Raw genomic sequence first — 17,152 nt, forward strand, 5'->3', positions numbered from 1 at the left:
TTATTCGCCCTTCAATAAGCGGGTGAGCTCATTCAAGCCCTGCATATCAAATTCATTACCGGTGAGCTGGCTCATCATCTGTGCCAGTTCTTGCTCGGTGTTTTTTATCTCATTGGCCACTTGCGAGTAAGTGACGGCGTATTTATCGGCAAGGGCTTGCACTTGGCTGGTAAGTTGGCTAATCACTGTGTTTGGCATGGCGGCGAGTTCGGTGCTTAATGGCGCAATCCATTTAAGGCGCAGCAGGTTGTTCACTTGTGCATCAGTTAATGCTTCGATAGTTATTTTGGTTTTTAAGTGCAGGGCAGTGGCGGCATCTTTGACCGTTTTTTTCAGGGTTTTTTCTTCATCGATTAATTTGTTCGCGCGAATAATTTTGGCTTCATAGCTGTCTTCGGCAAATTTAGTTTTGGTATCTTTTTGCTCTTTCAAGAAGACTTTGGCTGCCTTACCGACTTCGGTATTGGCAAAGCCGTCTTGGCTTTCTTTGACCGTATCTTGTTCTTTTTCTTCTTCGGTTAGCGATTCTAAAATTTCTTCCAGCATGCTGGCGATTTCTGCCAGGCGGGTTTCTTGAGCTGCCAGGGCTTGTAAGTCATCACTTAAGTACGTTTGTTGCACTAAATCAAACGGCAATATGTGGCCTTTCCAGCCATCTTGTACTTCAGTGTCCTGGCCGTTTTTTTTCTTTATAACAATGTTGGGGTCAACTTGTTTGGCGGCGGCAAAGCCTTCGGTTTGCATCATTTCTAAATCGGCGCTGATGAGTTGCCATTGGTTGTTCAGAAATTGATAGGCTTGGTATTTGTCGATGAGGGCAATGGGAGCTAAGCGGGTAAATAGCTCGGCACTTAATACCGCCTCTTGTTGGTTACGCTTTACGCTGTGCCAGTTTTGTATTAACTGGATGTTTAGGTAGTCATCAAAGCCATTAAAAGCTTGGTTGTAGGCGCTGATAAACTCTAGCACTTGCGGGTGCCCACTAATACTGGCGTTGACGTCTTGTTTGGCAATAGCCAGCTCACTGTAGGCGGCGGATTTTGGCGTAAACAGAGTATCGTGCAATTGCGGGAAGGCTTGCCAGAAATTGTGTAGCTCGGCAATTTCGCTGTTGGGGATGCCGCCGAGCATGGTGGCGTGTAAATCCCAGCTTGGTGTTGCTGCAGAGGAGTCCACATAGCGCGGTATGTTGAGATTGTAGCCGTTGTCGCGCAGGGTTTGTTTGCTCACCAGTTGCGAGAACTTGTCGATACTTTCGCGGTTAATCACCGCATCAGTAATGCGTTTGATATCACTGGCTTGCAGTTTGTTGTTTTTGCCTTCTTTCATAAAGTGTTTGGAGGCATCGATCACCAATACATCGGTGTTTTGGCGTTTTTGCTTGAGTATCAAAATCACCGTGGGAATGCCGGTGCCAAAAAAGATATTAGCTGGTAAACCGATAACAGTATCAATATGATTCTGCTCAATAAGTTGCTTGCGAATTTGACCTTCTTCACCGCCACGGAACAAGACCCCATGGGGCAGTACGATAGCCATAATGCCATCGGGTTTTAGGTGGTAGAGGTCGTGCAGCAAAAAAGCAAAATCGGCTTTGGTTTTAGGTGCCAGGCCAAAACGTGAATAGCGCGGATCGCTGTCTTTAAAGCTGGGATCCCAGTTTTGTGAGTAAGGCGGGTTGGACACCACGGCATCGACATGCAACGCGTAATATGATCCTAGTGGGTCACTGTCATCAAAATATGGCCAATCTTCTTCCAGGGTGTCGCCATTACGGGTTTTAATGTTGCTGGCTTTGATACCGCGCATGATGAGGTTCATACGGGTTAGGTTGTAGGTATTGGCTTTTAACTCTTGGGCGAAATAGGTGATGCTGTCTTTGTTTTTAGCGTATTTCTCGAATGCCTCACCGATATTGATCAGCAACGAACCCGAGCCGGAAGTGGGGTCGTAAATTTTGATGGTATCTTTGTGTTTTAACTCGTGGGCGATGATGTTTGACATGAGTACTGAGACTTCATGAGGCGTGTAAAACTCACCGGCTTTTTTACCTGCATTGGCGGCAAATTTCTCAAGCAGGTATTCGTAAATGTAGCCCAGTACGTCATACCCTTGATTACCATTCATGGGGATGCTTTTGATCAGGTGCAGTAAGTCGCTGATGGCTTTGGTGCGTTTGCCAGCACTTTCACCCAGTTTGCTTAAACCGGTTTCTAAGGTGGTAAAAATGCCTTCAAACAGTTTTTTGTAAGTTGGCGAAATCAAACGGCTAAAGGCTGAGAGCGCATCACGTACGTTAGATTCATCAAAGTCGGATGTGGAATCAACCCAGGTAGAAAACAGATTATCGTAGGCAATAAAGTAGCCCAGGTTGTCTTGCACGTATTTAACGGTGTCGGCGTCTTCTTCATTGAGGGCTTTGATATCTTCGGGCGTCATACCCTGTCTGGTGACAAACTGCACCAGCTGGTCGCTTAGGTACTTGTAGAAGATAAAGCCGAGTATGTAATCTTTGTATTCGTTGGCTTCAATTTTAGAGCGCATCTGGTTGGCAGATTCCCAGATTTTTGCCGCAAGCTGTTGTTTATTCACAATGAGTCCTGTTAAAAGCAATTCTTTTTTGGAAAGGGCTATTTTAGGGTTTTGATTGTACGTTTGATAAGAGCTTCTTGCTAGCGGCAAGGCTTTACGAATCTGTGTCAGTGAGTAGAGCTCACGGGCCGAAATCCTGGCCTCAGCTGCGCGGAGAACACTGATGAGCTGTTGGTCGGAAAAACGCTTCTTCATGGGATGTCTTCACGTTGCTGATGAAGACATTACTAACATCGGAGTGTGTTAATCAACGGGGAGCAGGTCAGCCATGTATAAATTTTTCTATTGCTTCTCCTGTACTTGATAACGTACCGGGTGACTAAGTTTTTTCACCACACCATTTTCTTCAGCACGCTTCAGCCAGTCATTCAACTGTGTTTTATGGAGTCCAGTGCTCTCGATAAGCTCATCAACTGTGGCTGGCGATTTTGCCAATCGCTGAAGTTCAGTAGTGAATAGCTGATAAAAATCGATAGAATTCACCGTTGACTTTTCAACCTCAGCACGGTTTTTTGAAGGCGGTGTATTATCTGTTGTTTCTTTAATAACCGAACCACTTTGTTCGGTTTTACAAACCGCTGTTGCTAACTTGACTTCTGATTTTGCAAACAATTCAGGCTGCGCAGGTAATGAAAAGAGAGTGAGTGGCTCTACTTTCAACTGCATTGCCAGGTTGCTAGTGTTTTTCAGTAAGTCGGAAATTGTTAGGCTATGACTATCAGCCTCACACCAGCGCCCTCCCTTAACCACCAAATCAGCATTGGCCGAATCCTGGTCGGTTGTTGGCTTAATCCACAGGGGAACCCAGCCTTTTTTCAGATTTTCCTCTGCACCACTCAGTGTGCCACCCTTCCTGCCAGCATGAATGACCAAAGCACTGTCTGCCAGGCAATAGATATATTTATTGCGAGCCATAGCATTACCCACGTAAAAACTGGCTTCAGGGTAGAAAGGCGATACTAATACCACATGGTTATCCATCAGGCCTTTGCGCCACTTGGCACTGGTGGCCGCTTTTAACAGGCTATCTGCCATGACCCCAATGACAGTACCGCCTTGCCTCATTGCCCCCAACATTGCGGTTTCATCTACCCCGCGAGCAGCACCCGAGACAATGGCTACACTTTCTGTCGCAGCTTTAACCCCCACTTGATCGGTAAAATTGAGATCTGCATCATTGGCATTGCGAGAGCCAACAACAGCTAACCCTCCCGCATTCAGCAACGCTTTATTACCACAGCCAAATAAAACGGGCGGCGAATCTGTTTTGAGTCGTTGCTTTAATCGCCATGGGTATTCCGGATCTGAGCGGGTCACCACCCATAGACCCGCTCGCTGCCATTTCTCCATGGCGAACGCGAGACTATGTCCTCGATTCAACAGCTCTATGATTCGCTCCGTACTAATACGTGTATCGTGCCAACCATTCAGTAAGGTTTGAGGATCGGCCACCAACAAATCAGCTGGCGTCGTTGATTTTTCTTTCAACCACAAGGCAAACCGCCCCCATTCCGCGTTAGTCAGCGGTTTTGCATTTTCGCTGCTCGCGTTAGAAAAGTAGCTGGTAAGCAGCAAGGTTGCTTGGGCTGTTTTTGACAATAAACCGGATGCATTCATGACTCTTTTACCGAAGATGAAGCAAGTGCCACAGGATATACCATACCACTACCTGCTTGTTGTAATAGTGCTGCTATGACAGTCAGCGTCCAGCCCGAACCCACAACATCATCCACCAATAACACTGGGGCGTTAGGTAGGGGCGGGTTAATAGCAAAGGCGCCATCCAGATTTCGGCATTGGTGAAAACGATTTTGTTGGCTATTTTGTGGCTGATTATTTTTAACTTTACTGACGGCATCGACAAAAGGTAGCCCCAAACGTGCCGCCAGGCGACGCGCAAAATCGGAAACTAATTCAGGATGTTTACGTGAGGGTACGCAGCATACCCATTGTGGTGCTGGATGGGGATGCCAACGCTGCTGAATCATCTCGGCCATGGCTTCCACCAATTCATCACTAAAGCGACCTGTATGTTTATTATCGGCAACTGTGCGCCCCCAACCGGCATCTCCCCAGCGCGACAATACACGGCCTTCCTGTGCTCGAAGATTCTGTGGCAGATTGCCTCGAAAGCCATACTCCAAGAAAGTATTGGCTGCGACCTGTATGTTGGGGGAGATGGTCATTTCTGCATGTTTGAGGAAAGTACCTGCACGATGTGCCAGAGCCGGATCAATAATTTGCTCGATAATCGGCTGACCAAGACAAGACGCGCATTTACCACAAGGCGTTGGGTCAAGATCATCCAAAGCACAGCGCAGAAAAGTCATCTTGCAGCTGGTATCAGCCAGATATGCCAGAACTTCTTGCCATTCCTGAACCCGCTGTCCGGTCAAATGTGCAATACGGACATGATCCATTTGGTAACGGACTGGCGTTCTGACCCAACGGTTTCCATCTTTAATGACCGGTGCAGGGTTTTCCACACTGAGTAACTTAAGCACTTTCTCAATCTGGCCATAGCGTAAGTTAGTTTGCTCTTCGATATTACGCAGTGACAAGCCATCACTGTTTTCCAGTACCTGCAAAATTTCGTTGACCTGCGCCTCTGACGGAAAAGCCGAATTACGGAAAAAATCATGAATATTTTTATCTTCTACGCCCGACATCAATACGCCCACAGCATGATTAATACCGCGCCCGGCTCGCCCAACTTGCTGGTAGTAAGCCACGATAGAACCAGGTGCCTGATAGTGAATCACAAAACTTAAATCCGGTTTGTCATACCCCATACCCAGGGCGGCGGTTGCTACCAGAACCTTAAGTTGGTTGTTAAGTAACCGCTCTTCCAGATGCTGACGGTAGGTATTGCTGTTCTCAAAGCCGTCGGCTTCGACACTGCCGTGGTAAGCCTTGGCATCAATACCGTTATCGCTCAACCAGTTCGCGACTTGCTCCGCGTCACGCACTGTTAAGGTATAGACAATACCGGTGCCCGGTAAGGTAGGAATCACCTGCGCTAACCACGCCAAACGTGAGGCCTGATCGGGTAGTAACATTGTTTGCAGGGCAAGGCTTTGGCGAATCAATGGGCCGCGGTGAATCTGAATATCGCCAAGCTGGGTGTGAATATCGTCAATAACCCGGTTATTAGCTGTAGCAGTGGTACCCAGCACCGGCGTATTGGCGGGTAATTGACGCAGGATATTGACGATACGACGGTAATCAGGGCGGAAATCGTGGCCCCAGTCAGAAATACAGTGTGCTTCATCAATCACCATTAAGGCTATTCGGTTCGCAATAGGCTGCAGCACCGTGGCAATAAAGGTGTCATTTGCCAGCCGCTCTGGGGAAATGAGCAAACAGTCGATTTGATTATTGAGAATGCGCTGAGTGACCGTCTGCCAATCTGCGGCATTAGCAGAGTTCATGGTTTCGGCCACAATACCTAAGTGTTGGGCCGATTCAATCTGGTTGCGCATCAGTGCCAACAAAGGTGACACAATAATGGTAGGCCCCATACCCTGATCGCGAAAAATCTTGGTGCTGATAAAATAAACCGAGCTTTTACCCCAACCGGTGCGCTGCACCACCAGCAGTTTCTGCCGCTGATTGACCAGCGCATCAATGGCTTCCCACTGGCCATCTCGAAATTCGGCTGTGGGGTTTGCCAAGGCTGTTTGTAATAGTTGTTGGGCTTGGGCTCGATTCATCATCACTCCTTGATTTACGCGGCGAGCTCGCCGCTCATTAATTTGGGTAAACTTTACGGTTGAGCCACATCAATCTGAATTATCCTACATCAACCTATTTATCGGTAATGCCCTCGCGACCTCACCAAACCAGGGAAGTTGCTGCCATACCTTTGGATCACCAATCACAAAAATGTGTTTCTTCGCTCGGGTAAGGGCGACATTCAATAGGTTGGGTTTGCTTGATGCCCATTTTGCGCCACCAGCATCTTGCTCATCACATCCCAGAACAAAAATAACAATATCGTTCTCTTTCCCCTGAAAAGTATGCACAGTGCCGACACAATTCTTTTGCCATTCTTTGATTTCTTTGCGTTTTATCAGTGGAGAGTAGTGCTGCCAAACTTTTAAATCGCGTTGTTCCAGCAGATCTAAAAGTGCCGTTTTAACGGCTTTAAACGGCGTGATAATGTAAATAGTTTGGATCGCTACATTTTCCGATAGCAGTCTATCTAATAGCTTTAGCAAGCTTTTTCCGTGGCTATCGCGGTACTGTTTTTCACCCAAGCCGCCAACTGAAGCTAACCAGTGATTTTCAACTGCTCCGTTCACCCGTTGGCTGCAAATTTTGTCATCACTAAGCCCATGAATCATCCGATTATCGTAGGCCATTTTGTTTGCCAAACTAAACATTGGCTCAATGCAACGGCGATGAACCCACAAAGGTATGCCGATCCAAACCTGATGGTTCATGACATTTAGTTCACACCCCCAATGGTTTACACGATCGGCAACCTGCTGAATTGAAAGTTTTCCCGGATTCCAGTCTTCGGCATGCTCATGCAAGATGTTCTGACATAAATGCCTAACCAGTGCTGGTGAAGTCGTAAATACCGGTTCGATCTGTAAGGGGTCTCCAACGACTAATACCCGCTTGGCGCGCCAGATAGCACCGACAGCCTGCTGTGGAGATGCCTGACCTGCTTCGTCAATCATTAACCAGCCAAGTTCTTCGCTTTTAACACCATGGAACATGCGGCCAACGGAGGCAAAGGTGGTCGACACTACGGGAACCAGCATAAATAGTATCTGCCACCAGCGCAAAGGCGTGATTTCAGCATGGGGAGAGGTTAGAAAGTTACCAAGATTCATGATATTGCTTCTAAAGCGATTGATTCCCAAAGCTTCATAAAACCACGCTTGGTGCAGTTTCACCGCGGCTATAAATAGCACAGAACGCTGGCGGTTTATCTGTTCATTCTGCCAAAATGCGGTGCGCTGTAATGCTGAATCATCAATTCGCTTATCACTATCAGGCAATGTGATATCAGGAAAGCGCTGTTGTAGTTTTAGCCGTTCAAGCTCTTCATCAGCCTGCTGTTGGGTTATTAGTGCTATGTTTCGCTGTATATTGCGTTTTTTTATCTCGATCCCATTTAACTGCTTACGTTGTTCGGCAATCTCTTGTGCATTCTTAACGAGTGATGCCGTGAGTGTTACTAATTGATATTGCGATTTACGTAATACTTCCTGATACGCTTGTACGTGTTTACGATTTATTAAGTGAGTTAACCAACCCGGAGCATCATTTTCAATGATCTTTTGCTGCTGTGAAGCATGATGGACTCGCTTCTCTAGCAGATCTCGTTCTGCCTCAAGTTGTTTTAGTCCGTCGCTATACTCATCACATAACTTTTCGGTTTGTAACCGCGTTATTGATAAAGTATCGAGGGAATTATCCGGTTGTTTTGCCAGTATATTTGCATACAGTACTAATTGTTGTTGCAGTTCTTCTGTTTGCTTCAGGCACTCAATAAAATGCTTTTTCGCATCGGCAAAAGACGCCTTATTTGGCTGGGTCTTCCAGTTGCGCCACAGGCTGAGAAAATTTTCATCGGCTGGGCGAGAAGTTTCAGCCAGCGTTTCGCGTAAAAAATGCTCGTCAATGAATAATCGTTGTGTGAATTTTTCACGGTTTGCTTTTTTCCCCAACGCTGCCGAAATTATCCCCCAGCACTGATTTTTTTCTTCCAGAGGGCGGAAGAGATAATAATCACGCTCCTTTCCTTCGCCATTTTTATCTCTTTTATGCTCTTTCTTGGGACGGGATTGTGCCGCTATTTGATTGGCGACAGGTGCCAAATAGTCAAGAGAGCGGAACTCTTCTGCAAGCGATTTTTTCTGTGGGAGTTCTTTGGATATGTTTTCCACTGCGGCATTATTAGAAGATGCCATCACCATTTCATAACCGGTAAGTTCTGGCCTAATAAAACCCTGATTATCCAGTGTGTCATCCACTTGGTTAAAACTTGATAGCACCTTTGCACGCTCAACAATATTATGCGCGATTAAATCGCGCAGTAAGGTTGTTTTCCCCGTTCCTGGAGGCCCATTGACTGAAAGTAATCCCCCCTTAGAAAGTTCTTCCACTGCCGTATTAATCGCAAACTGCTGCATTAACGACATGGCATGTCCAGGCTCAGAAGGCCAACGGCCTTGCGGCATTCTCGTTGGATGTAATTTATTTATGATGAGTTCAAGCCCCTCCTGTGAATACAGATCAGGATTTCGTGGCATATTGCGAGAAAGGTAAGTCTTGAGGGGGTTGCAGGGTTCTTTGCGTTTTATAGCAGCAATAGCATTTTCAATATCTTCAAAGAAGAAGCTATTTAAGATAGGGAGCGCTAATGTTTTATCATTCTCACTAAGTTCTTCTTCAATACCATCGCTCTCTTCTTCCAATGATATTTCAGGACTGTCATTGCTACCTTTGAACCAGTCAATTTGCACCGCGTATTGCCATTGCGGCTCAAAGTCGGCCCATGTCACTAAATGTGTCGTTAATAGTTTTAAAATATCTTCAGCTCGCAAGATGCCAAGACCTTTTTCGCGTATGGGCTTTAATGTGGCGCGAAAATTGAGAAGAGTATTGATAAGATGCTGACAATCGTCAGAGAAAATACTGGATTCAAGTTGCTGAAATCGTTGCTTACGTAGATGACCTAATGCCCAGGGAAGAGAACTTACTGACAATTTATCCAGTGTGGGCACCCCCTCTGGATTTAATTGCACTTTAGCAAAACAGGTTGTTCCTTCTTGATTCAGCCGTTGCTCACACTCCTCCGCATCATTGCCGTCATTCGGGCCAAATATATCTTGGCTAATTGTGCTGGCGAGACTTTTCTCAAACAATCCAATATGCAAAGTGAATGATGCCGTTGGGGAGATCTCATGCTGCCGGCGTAGCTCAGCGGAAAGCCAGGGGAGAGCGTTGTCGCCTAAATGCTGGAGCTGCTTAAGCGGTATCAGCAAACTTTTATCTTTTCTTTCAAGCGTATAGGGTTGGAAAAATTCGATCCGTTGCCAGGCCCTGAGAATATCGTTCGATAGAGAATTAGTAGCCATCTTAGCTCTTTGATTATTATCCATAAAATATCAATAACGATAAGAGTACTCCAATCAATGTTGCTTTTGTAGGCACATATAATGGATACCCGAGCTGGGTAGCAGAACGGGTTATCACCTTTCCGAAAAATTATTCTGAGTTATCGATTCATCACTACTTGCCTGAATTCCGCATGATTTTGACGGGAAGTGTTGGGCCTGTTTTAAGTAGTAAACTTAATGGATTGGAAGAGAGATGAGCGGCTCCCCCTATGGCAAGTGACTCTTGCTCTGCGGGTGGAGCCGTAAATTATGGATAGATTTCCCCGATGAGGCCCTGGTGAGGCGATATCAGCGTTTGCAGGCAGAGCTGGAAAAACACCATTACCATTACAAATTGTATTGGTATTTTTTAGCTCCGTCACAATAACTATAAACACTTAACCGGATGGCGGGAACGGGTGAAAACCACTCTTGTAACACTTTAAGGAAAATGATATTACAAGAAGTTGTGATCAATTAATTTAATTGCAATTTGCATTATTAAAATAGGAAGGTATGTTCCAAAAATGAAGATAAACGTTACCGACAAACCAAACCCACAGGACGAAGAGTATGTTATTGATGGCCTATGGGCCCACAATGATAAAACTCAAAAGGTAGACATTCATCCGCTGTTCTTAACTGTGACCGATGATGATGGAAAAATTGTTGCAGGATTAGTTGCCAGAACTTGGTGGGGCGGGCTTGAAATCCAATATCTTTGGGTGAGTGACGACTATCGTAAAAGTGGCTATGGCCGTCAGTTAATGGAAAAAGCGGAAGAAGAAGCCTTGCAGCGTGGATGTCACATGGCTTATGTCGATACTTTCGATTTTCAGGCCAAAGGCTTTTATGAGAAATTAGGCTATCGTGTATATGGCAATTTAGGCGGGTATGCTAAAAAGCATACGCGACACTATCTGGCAAAAGAAATTTAACCCATTCTTCATCGGCGAGGTCGCCATGGATTTGCCCGATAAAAATAATGAAACTTATTTCAAGGGCCTTATTGCCATGATGGAGCACTTAAGTGAACCATGGGGCATTAAAGATCTGAATTCCCGCCATATCTATATGAATAAGGCCGCCTTTCTCTACACCAATACACCCTTGGATTTTGAGGTTGAGGGAAAGATGGACCATGAATTTCCCGGAAATTGGACTGAATTTGCGCCCGACCTGATAGAGCATGACAAGCGGACAGAAGAAACGCAGGATCGGGTGACGGTAATAGAAACCCATTATTGGTATGGGAAAAATACCCTGACTCCGTTTATTAGCGAGAAACTGCCTGTTTATAACGACAGAAAAGAAGTTATTGGTGTGATGTGGAATGCTAAACCATTTAATACATTATCCCCATTAAAATATATCAACCAACAAAAACCCAGTATTCTGACAACTGAAATTAATAACAGTATGTTCACTCGTGCTGAGCTTGACGTTATATTTTTAATGCTGCAAAGACTTTCCGTTAAAGAAATTGCGAAGATATATAATATCAGCACTAAAACGATAGAAAATAGAATATATACAATTTATCAAAAATCTGATGTCCACACGCTGCAACAGTTTGAGGAGTTTTGCAAATTTGCGCATTTGGATAATTACATTCCGGATCGCCTGGTGGCAAAAGGAATCCAGTTTATCTGAACAACAAGCTATCTGAACAACAAGGTACAGCTCATCGTGATCAAAATTGAAGATTATCCATTAAGTCGGGTGCCACAGGATAAAAGAGTGTCTTTTTTAAGTGTTGCTATTGTTCATATGGGCATGTTGACCGCGCTGGATCAATTTATGCTCGGTGCCGTACTCGGTAATTCCATGACACTGGCTGATGCATTTACCGCGATTCTTATCGGCAGCATAATATTTGGTGTGGTGACATACGGCCTTGGGCTGGCAGGGATGCGTGAAGGTATTTCTGGCAGTTTACTGGCTCGCTGGTGTGGTTTTGGCCGCTTGGGATCTGTACTGATTGGGATTGTCGTGGCGGTCAGTTTGTTGGGTTGGTTTGGTATCCAAAATGCTATTTTTGCCAAATCACTTGATTTTGCTCTGGGCCATAAATTGGGATTTGGATTAGCTGCGGCTTTATCGGGCAGCCTGCTCACTATCTTGGTTGCCTTTGGTTTTAAAGCATTACGTATTGCGGCTCGAATTGCGGTACCGATGTTTATATTACTGGTGGCTTATATCTCTATTAGTACATTATCTGGCCATAATTTGAATGAAATTATCCAGTTGATTCCACTGGGCGAATCTCTATCTATCAGCGCGGGTATTACTATCGTAGTTGGCGGCGCTATTGTGGCCAGCCTGATGACGCCTGATCTGACGCGCTACTCTAAAAATGGCAAACATGTCCTTGGTGTGACGATTTTCACTATCGTTGCAGGCGAGTTTGTGGTCAATGGGTTGGCTATATTGATTGCTAAAACCCTTGGGACGGCGGATGTCGTGACGATAATGTCTCAAGCCGCGGGTGGTGCGGGTTTGCTGGTCGTAGTGTTCTCCACCTTAAGGGTCAATGACCTTAATTTGTACTCTTCTTCACTCGGTATTGTTAATGCGGTCGAGGGGCTAACGGGTAAAAAACTCAAATATATATCAACCACATTGGTTATTGGTGTGTTGGGCACCACACTGTCAGTATTGGGGATTCTCGACCGGTTTGTTGATTTCCTGACTGTACTTGGCGTGGTATTCCCACCGATTATTGGCATCATGCTGGTGGATTATTATGTGCTGCGCTCCCATCGTAAAATTTTAGATAAAACCCGGCAGGAAGGGACGTTACCTAATGAAAAGCAAACACCTGTCATTGGCTGGGTGGCGATTATAGCCAGTATTATCGGCAGTATTGTTGGGCTGGTAACCGAGTGGGGGATCCCGACGATTAACTCACTGGTCGTTGCGAGCTTTATCTATTGGGCGTTCAAAGTGGCTGTTAGTCGTAATCAACAGTCAATTGAATCGGAAGAAACGGTTTAATTTTATTCCAAATAGCTCACTCCTCTATTTGAGAGGAGTGAGCTTTGAGTCAACCAATAATTCTGGTTTCGCCACGGATTAAGTATCATTATTTATATGATGGTTTTTTCATATCGGTTTAGTGACCAATAGTATACAGATCTGGCCTTGATGAGATGAAAACTGTATTCACAGGACGAAATATAACCAGATAATCATGTTAAATTCATAATTTAAATTTGTATTTTCTTATTAATTAATCATAAATACATACATTAATTTAATGGTGTGGATGGGTGAGAAACCCTCCTTGTAACAGTTTAATAAAGGTGATATTAGGATAGAGAGAGTTGGATGGTACTAATCTAACTGCAATTCTAATCATTAACTCCGTAGGGGATTCCATACCATATTTATATAATTTAAATATATAAAAATCCGCACACTAACAATATGGCTATGTTAAATAAGAATTAATACGTTATAAAATATAATTTGATCTGTTAATAGTAAATATAATATTCAATTATTAATAGCTTGAGTGGTTTGGCAGTTATTTACGTTGTGAGAGTTAATCGTTATACGATTGTTCTATTAGTAGTTAAAGGGATTTAATTTATCTGAATAACAAAGGGACATTTCATCATGATCAAAACAGAAGACTATCCGTTAAGTCGAGTACCGCAGGATAAAAAAGTGTCATTTTTCAGTGTTGCTATCGTTTATATGGGGGCGCTGACTTCGCTGGATCAATTTATGCTTGGCGCTGTACTGGGTCATTCCATGACGTTAACCGATGCTTTCACCGCGCTTTTCGTCGCCAGCCTAATATTTTGTGTGGTTACCTACGGCCTCGGGATAGCAGGTATGCGTGAAGGGGTTTCTGGCACACTGTTGGCACGCTGGTGTGGCTTTGGACGCTTGGGAGCCGCGCTAGTCGGGATAGTCGTCGCAGTCAGTTTGCTCGGCTGGTTTGGTATACAGAATGCTATTTTCGCTAAATCCCTGGATTTTGCTTTAGGCCATAAACTGGGCTTTAACCTGGCTGCAATTTTATCCGGTAGCCTGCTGACGATATTGGTCGCCTTTGGCTTCAAGGCACTGCGCATAGCCGCGCGAGTTGCTGTTCCGATATTTATTTTACTGGTAGCTTATATCTCCTTTAAAGTTCTAACTGGGCATAATGTGCCTGATATCAGCCAGTTGACGGCAGTAGGCAATACACTGTCGACCGGTGAGGGTATCACTATCGTGATGGGAGGAGCCATCATGGCGAGCTTAGTTACCCCTGACCTGACGCGTTATTCCAAAAATGATAAACATGTGCTGGGTGTGATATTTATTGGCATTATCGTTGGGAAATGTACGGTCAACGGCTTGGCTATTCTGATTGCTAAGACACTGGGTACGGCAGATGTTGTTAGCATTATGTCTCAAGCTGTGGGGATCACCGGCCTGCTGGTAGTCGTGTTCTCTACCTTGAAGGTCAATGATCTCAACCTGTACTGTTCATCACTGGGTATTGTCAATGCAGTCGAAGGGCTCACTGGTAAGAAACTGAAATATCTCTCAACTACGTTGGTTATTGGTGGGCTGGGAACCACGCTTTCCGTGCTGGGTATTCTGGATAGATTTGTTGATTTCCTGACTGTGCTAGGAGTAGTGCTTCCACCGATTATCGGCATCATGCTGACGGACTATTATGTATTGCGCTCCCATCGTAAAATTCTTGATATAAGTCGGTTGGAAGGAAAACTGCCTGATGAAACCCAAACCCCAGTTATTGGTTGGGTTGCGATTATTTCCAGTATTGTTGGTAGTATTGTTGGAGTGGTGACTGAGTGGGGCATCCCTACCATCAATTCATTGCTTGCCGCCAGCTTGATATATTGGCTGTTCAAAGTAGCCGTCAATCGTAATCAAAAACTAGTAGGATCGGAAAAAGCGATTTAATAACTTTATTAATATTATAAATACTCCCCCTGGGGGAGTGTTATCAATCCCCATTCATCATGCTTCATTCATACACTTTTTCCCGCATACCTGGCATAGTTAACCTAATCAATAAGGCAACTCACTCATTCTGGATGGCGATGCATGGCAGCAGCAAATCACTGGACGCGGGATCAACTGTTAGTTGCCTTTACATTGTATAGTCAAATTCCCTATGGGAAATTTGATTCCAATAACCGCGATATTATTCTCTACGCGGGATTAATTGGTCGAACGCCCTCTGCATTGGTGATGAAATTAGCTAATCTTGCCAGTCTTGATCCCTATATTATCGATTCTGGTCGCAAAGGATTAAGCGGAGCTTCTAAGGCTGATCGTGCATTGTGGTTGGAGATGAATGAGAATACCGAAGATTTTGAACAGCAATGCCAGCAGGCGATGAGTGAGTTAGAAAAGCCTGCTACCAAGCTATTTGATAGTGGCATGAAAGATTTCAGTGGTAAAGAAAGGACTACTATTATTAAGGCGCGGGTGGGCCAGCAGCTATTTCGTAAAAACGTATTGCGTGTTTATGAGAATCGCTGCTGTATTACCGACTTAGAAGAACCCATATTATTAGTTGCCAGCCATATTCGCCCTTGGAGCCATGGTGCAGAGCACCGGCTTAATCCAAGTAATGGTCTATGTTTGTCGAATTTACATGACCGAGCTTTTGATCAGGGATTAATAACCTTTAATGAACATCTGGAAATGGTGTTATCTCCCCAGATCAAAAAACTTAAAAGCAGTATCAGTGAAGAGAATTTTGTTAAGTATGAAGGGCGAAAACTACGGTTACCGGTACAGTTTTTTCCTGATGAGGGGCAGATGGCCTATCACCGTCAGAATATTTTCTTAAGCGGCAAATAGGCCATATTTGGAGTACAGCCTATTACTTAAGCCAAACTTTTATATTTCTTATTCCATTATTTCAACAAGAATGACTGGCCCTGTTTCAGCACTAAATCGCAGGCTTTGGTTTTAATCTTTTCTGTAATTTGTTCGCTACCCAGGTCGTTCAGATTTAGGCTTTTTCCTTCACCGGTTTTCAGCAACCCACCCAGGCCTTCCTGGTAGTCTTGGCTCTTGGCATTTTCAGTGCTAGTGATCCCCAGTTTGCTCATCAATTGATCTTTAATCGCCGTAGTTCCGTTGGCAGAGAGCACATTATTTTGAACGCAATACTGCAAAATACCGGCAGCATTAGTCATGGTGCTGGCGCTCAAGGCTTTATCGCCGCCATTGAGTAAACCGGTTAATGATGATAGTGAAGATGAGCTATCACCTGATTTACTGTATTGATCTGCTGCGCTTTTTACTGAGTCTAATAAGCTATTTGCGCTAGCAGTACCGGCCAGCAATGTGCTGGAGAAAGCGAAAGCCAGTATCAGGCGATGAGTTGTATTCATAGAAACTCCTGTTTTACGGTGGGTATCACGGCATTGGGGCGTCATACTGGAATCATTATATTCGGCGCTAAGAATAACTTAATGCATTCATTTTTATGATAGGCGTTATCTGATATCAGCCCACTCAATCATCTTGAACTTTAAATTTACCGTGTTGCTCGAACCAGCCAAATTGCTGTGCGGCATAAGCTGACATTTTGCTGCCACTGTGCGCCACACCCGACAAAATCGTAAATTGCCAGTTAAACGGCATTATATTGTGCCGGGCTTGTTGTTCCGCAGCCATAAAATAGGCTTTAGCGCGCTGTAAACGGCTATCTCCCTGAGCCTGGGCTTGAGGAGAGCGTCGCAGCAGTGGGTGATTAGGATTATCATCTTTGCCGCCAACGGTGATAAGCACTGGTAAGGCAAAATAGTGGGCTAATTGTTGCTGGCTGACCGTTATCGGGGCGTTATCTAAACCATATGGCCACGGGGTTTGGGGGGTTGGCATTGTCCACCAACCGGCCGCCGCGCAAATAGCCGCTTTGACTTTTGGCGCGGGCATCAAAGTTAGCATGCGGTGGACAAACTGACAGCCGGCACTATTGCCAAACAAGTAATAGCTTTTTTGTTGGGTAATCCCCTGTTTTTGCATTTCTGCAAATAGACTGTCGATGACCGAAAAAGCCCATTCTCCCTGCGGATTAAGTTTTCCGGTCTGGGAATTGATTATGTTGCCCAGATTATAGCCATCACTGCCGGGATAATCTTGTTGGCTAAAATGTGGGGCAATCACAATCAGTTTGTTTTTCCTGGCGTTTTCTACCCAGTCATCACGGTATTTATCGGCATCGCGGTTCAATCCCGTCAGCACAAATACGATTGGCGTACGGGCATTCGCCTCCGGCGGCTGATAACTGAAAACTTCAATTTTTTTAGTAGATTGCGGCACAGTAAAATGAAAACTTCCACTACCAGTAGGTAGCACAGCGGCATCGGTTGCCGGACAATTGAAGAGCAGGGTACTCAACAGCACTAAGATATTTTTCATGCAGAATATCCGCCAGGATGATTAAAAAATCA

11 protein-coding genes are annotated in these 17,152 nt (G+C 44.8%); 5 read left to right on the forward strand and 6 right to left on the reverse strand.

All coding sequences use genetic code 11. The features are described from left to right. The 4 genes from QSV56_RS12835 to QSV56_RS12850 form a co-directional block, all read right to left on the reverse strand. On the reverse strand, positions 1-2,592 hold the full coding sequence (locus QSV56_RS12835) for a type I restriction-modification system subunit M (RefSeq protein WP_301212611.1): 2,592 nt from the start codon (positions 2,590-2,592) through the stop codon (positions 1-3). A 282-nt stretch (positions 2,593-2,874) separates the two neighbouring features. Then, positions 2,875-4,209, reverse strand: coding sequence for a DNA-processing protein DprA (locus QSV56_RS12840; protein ID WP_050161959.1), 1,335 nt, complete (start codon positions 4,207-4,209; stop codon positions 2,875-2,877). Beyond that, the gene (locus QSV56_RS12845; RefSeq protein WP_301212614.1) at positions 4,206-6,305 is read right to left on the reverse strand and encodes a RecQ family ATP-dependent DNA helicase; all 2,100 of its coding nucleotides are present in this window, start codon (positions 6,303-6,305) and stop codon (positions 4,206-4,208) included. The genes QSV56_RS12840 and QSV56_RS12845 overlap by 4 nt, the downstream gene beginning before the upstream one ends. A gap of 84 nt (positions 6,306-6,389) precedes the next feature. Beyond that, positions 6,390-9,689 (reverse strand): ATP-binding protein, encoded by a 3,300-nt coding sequence (locus QSV56_RS12850; RefSeq protein WP_050161957.1) that lies wholly within the window; start codon positions 9,687-9,689, stop codon positions 6,390-6,392. 548 nt (positions 9,690-10,237) lie between these two features. On the opposite strand from QSV56_RS12850, the gene QSV56_RS12855 reads away from it, so the two are divergent. From QSV56_RS12855 to QSV56_RS12875, 5 genes are all read left to right on the forward strand, one after another. Further along, a complete protein-coding gene (locus tag QSV56_RS12855; RefSeq protein ID WP_019080635.1) occupies positions 10,238-10,648 on the forward strand; it encodes a GNAT family N-acetyltransferase in 411 nt (136 codons plus the stop codon). A 25-nt stretch (positions 10,649-10,673) separates the two neighbouring features. Then, entirely contained in the window at positions 10,674-11,363 is a 690-nt protein-coding gene (locus QSV56_RS12860) for a PAS and helix-turn-helix domain-containing protein (RefSeq protein WP_026017973.1), read from the forward strand. A gap of 36 nt (positions 11,364-11,399) precedes the next feature. After that, the gene (locus QSV56_RS12865) at positions 11,400-12,707 is read left to right on the forward strand and encodes a cytosine permease (RefSeq protein ID WP_301212617.1); all 1,308 of its coding nucleotides are present in this window, start codon (positions 11,400-11,402) and stop codon (positions 12,705-12,707) included. A 624-nt stretch (positions 12,708-13,331) separates the two neighbouring features. Next, a complete protein-coding gene (locus QSV56_RS12870; protein WP_019080632.1) occupies positions 13,332-14,639 on the forward strand; it encodes a cytosine permease in 1,308 nt (435 codons plus the stop codon). A gap of 144 nt (positions 14,640-14,783) precedes the next feature. Then, positions 14,784-15,548, forward strand: coding sequence for an HNH endonuclease (locus QSV56_RS12875; protein WP_046695482.1), 765 nt, complete (start codon positions 14,784-14,786; stop codon positions 15,546-15,548). A 56-nt stretch (positions 15,549-15,604) separates the two neighbouring features. Here the strand turns inward: QSV56_RS12875 and QSV56_RS12880 are convergent, their stop codons facing one another. Further along, positions 15,605-16,087, reverse strand: coding sequence for a DUF2501 domain-containing protein (locus tag QSV56_RS12880; protein ID WP_046051647.1), 483 nt, complete (start codon positions 16,085-16,087; stop codon positions 15,605-15,607). 124 nt (positions 16,088-16,211) lie between these two features. Further along, on the reverse strand, positions 16,212-17,120 hold the full coding sequence (locus QSV56_RS12885; protein ID WP_060722687.1) for a hypothetical protein: 909 nt from the start codon (positions 17,118-17,120) through the stop codon (positions 16,212-16,214). Positions 17,121-17,152 lie beyond the last annotated feature (32 nt).

It is taken from the genome of Yersinia sp. 22-579, assembly GCF_030433455.1.
GTDB classification, from domain to species: domain Bacteria; phylum Pseudomonadota; class Gammaproteobacteria; order Enterobacterales; family Enterobacteriaceae; genus Yersinia; species Yersinia enterocolitica.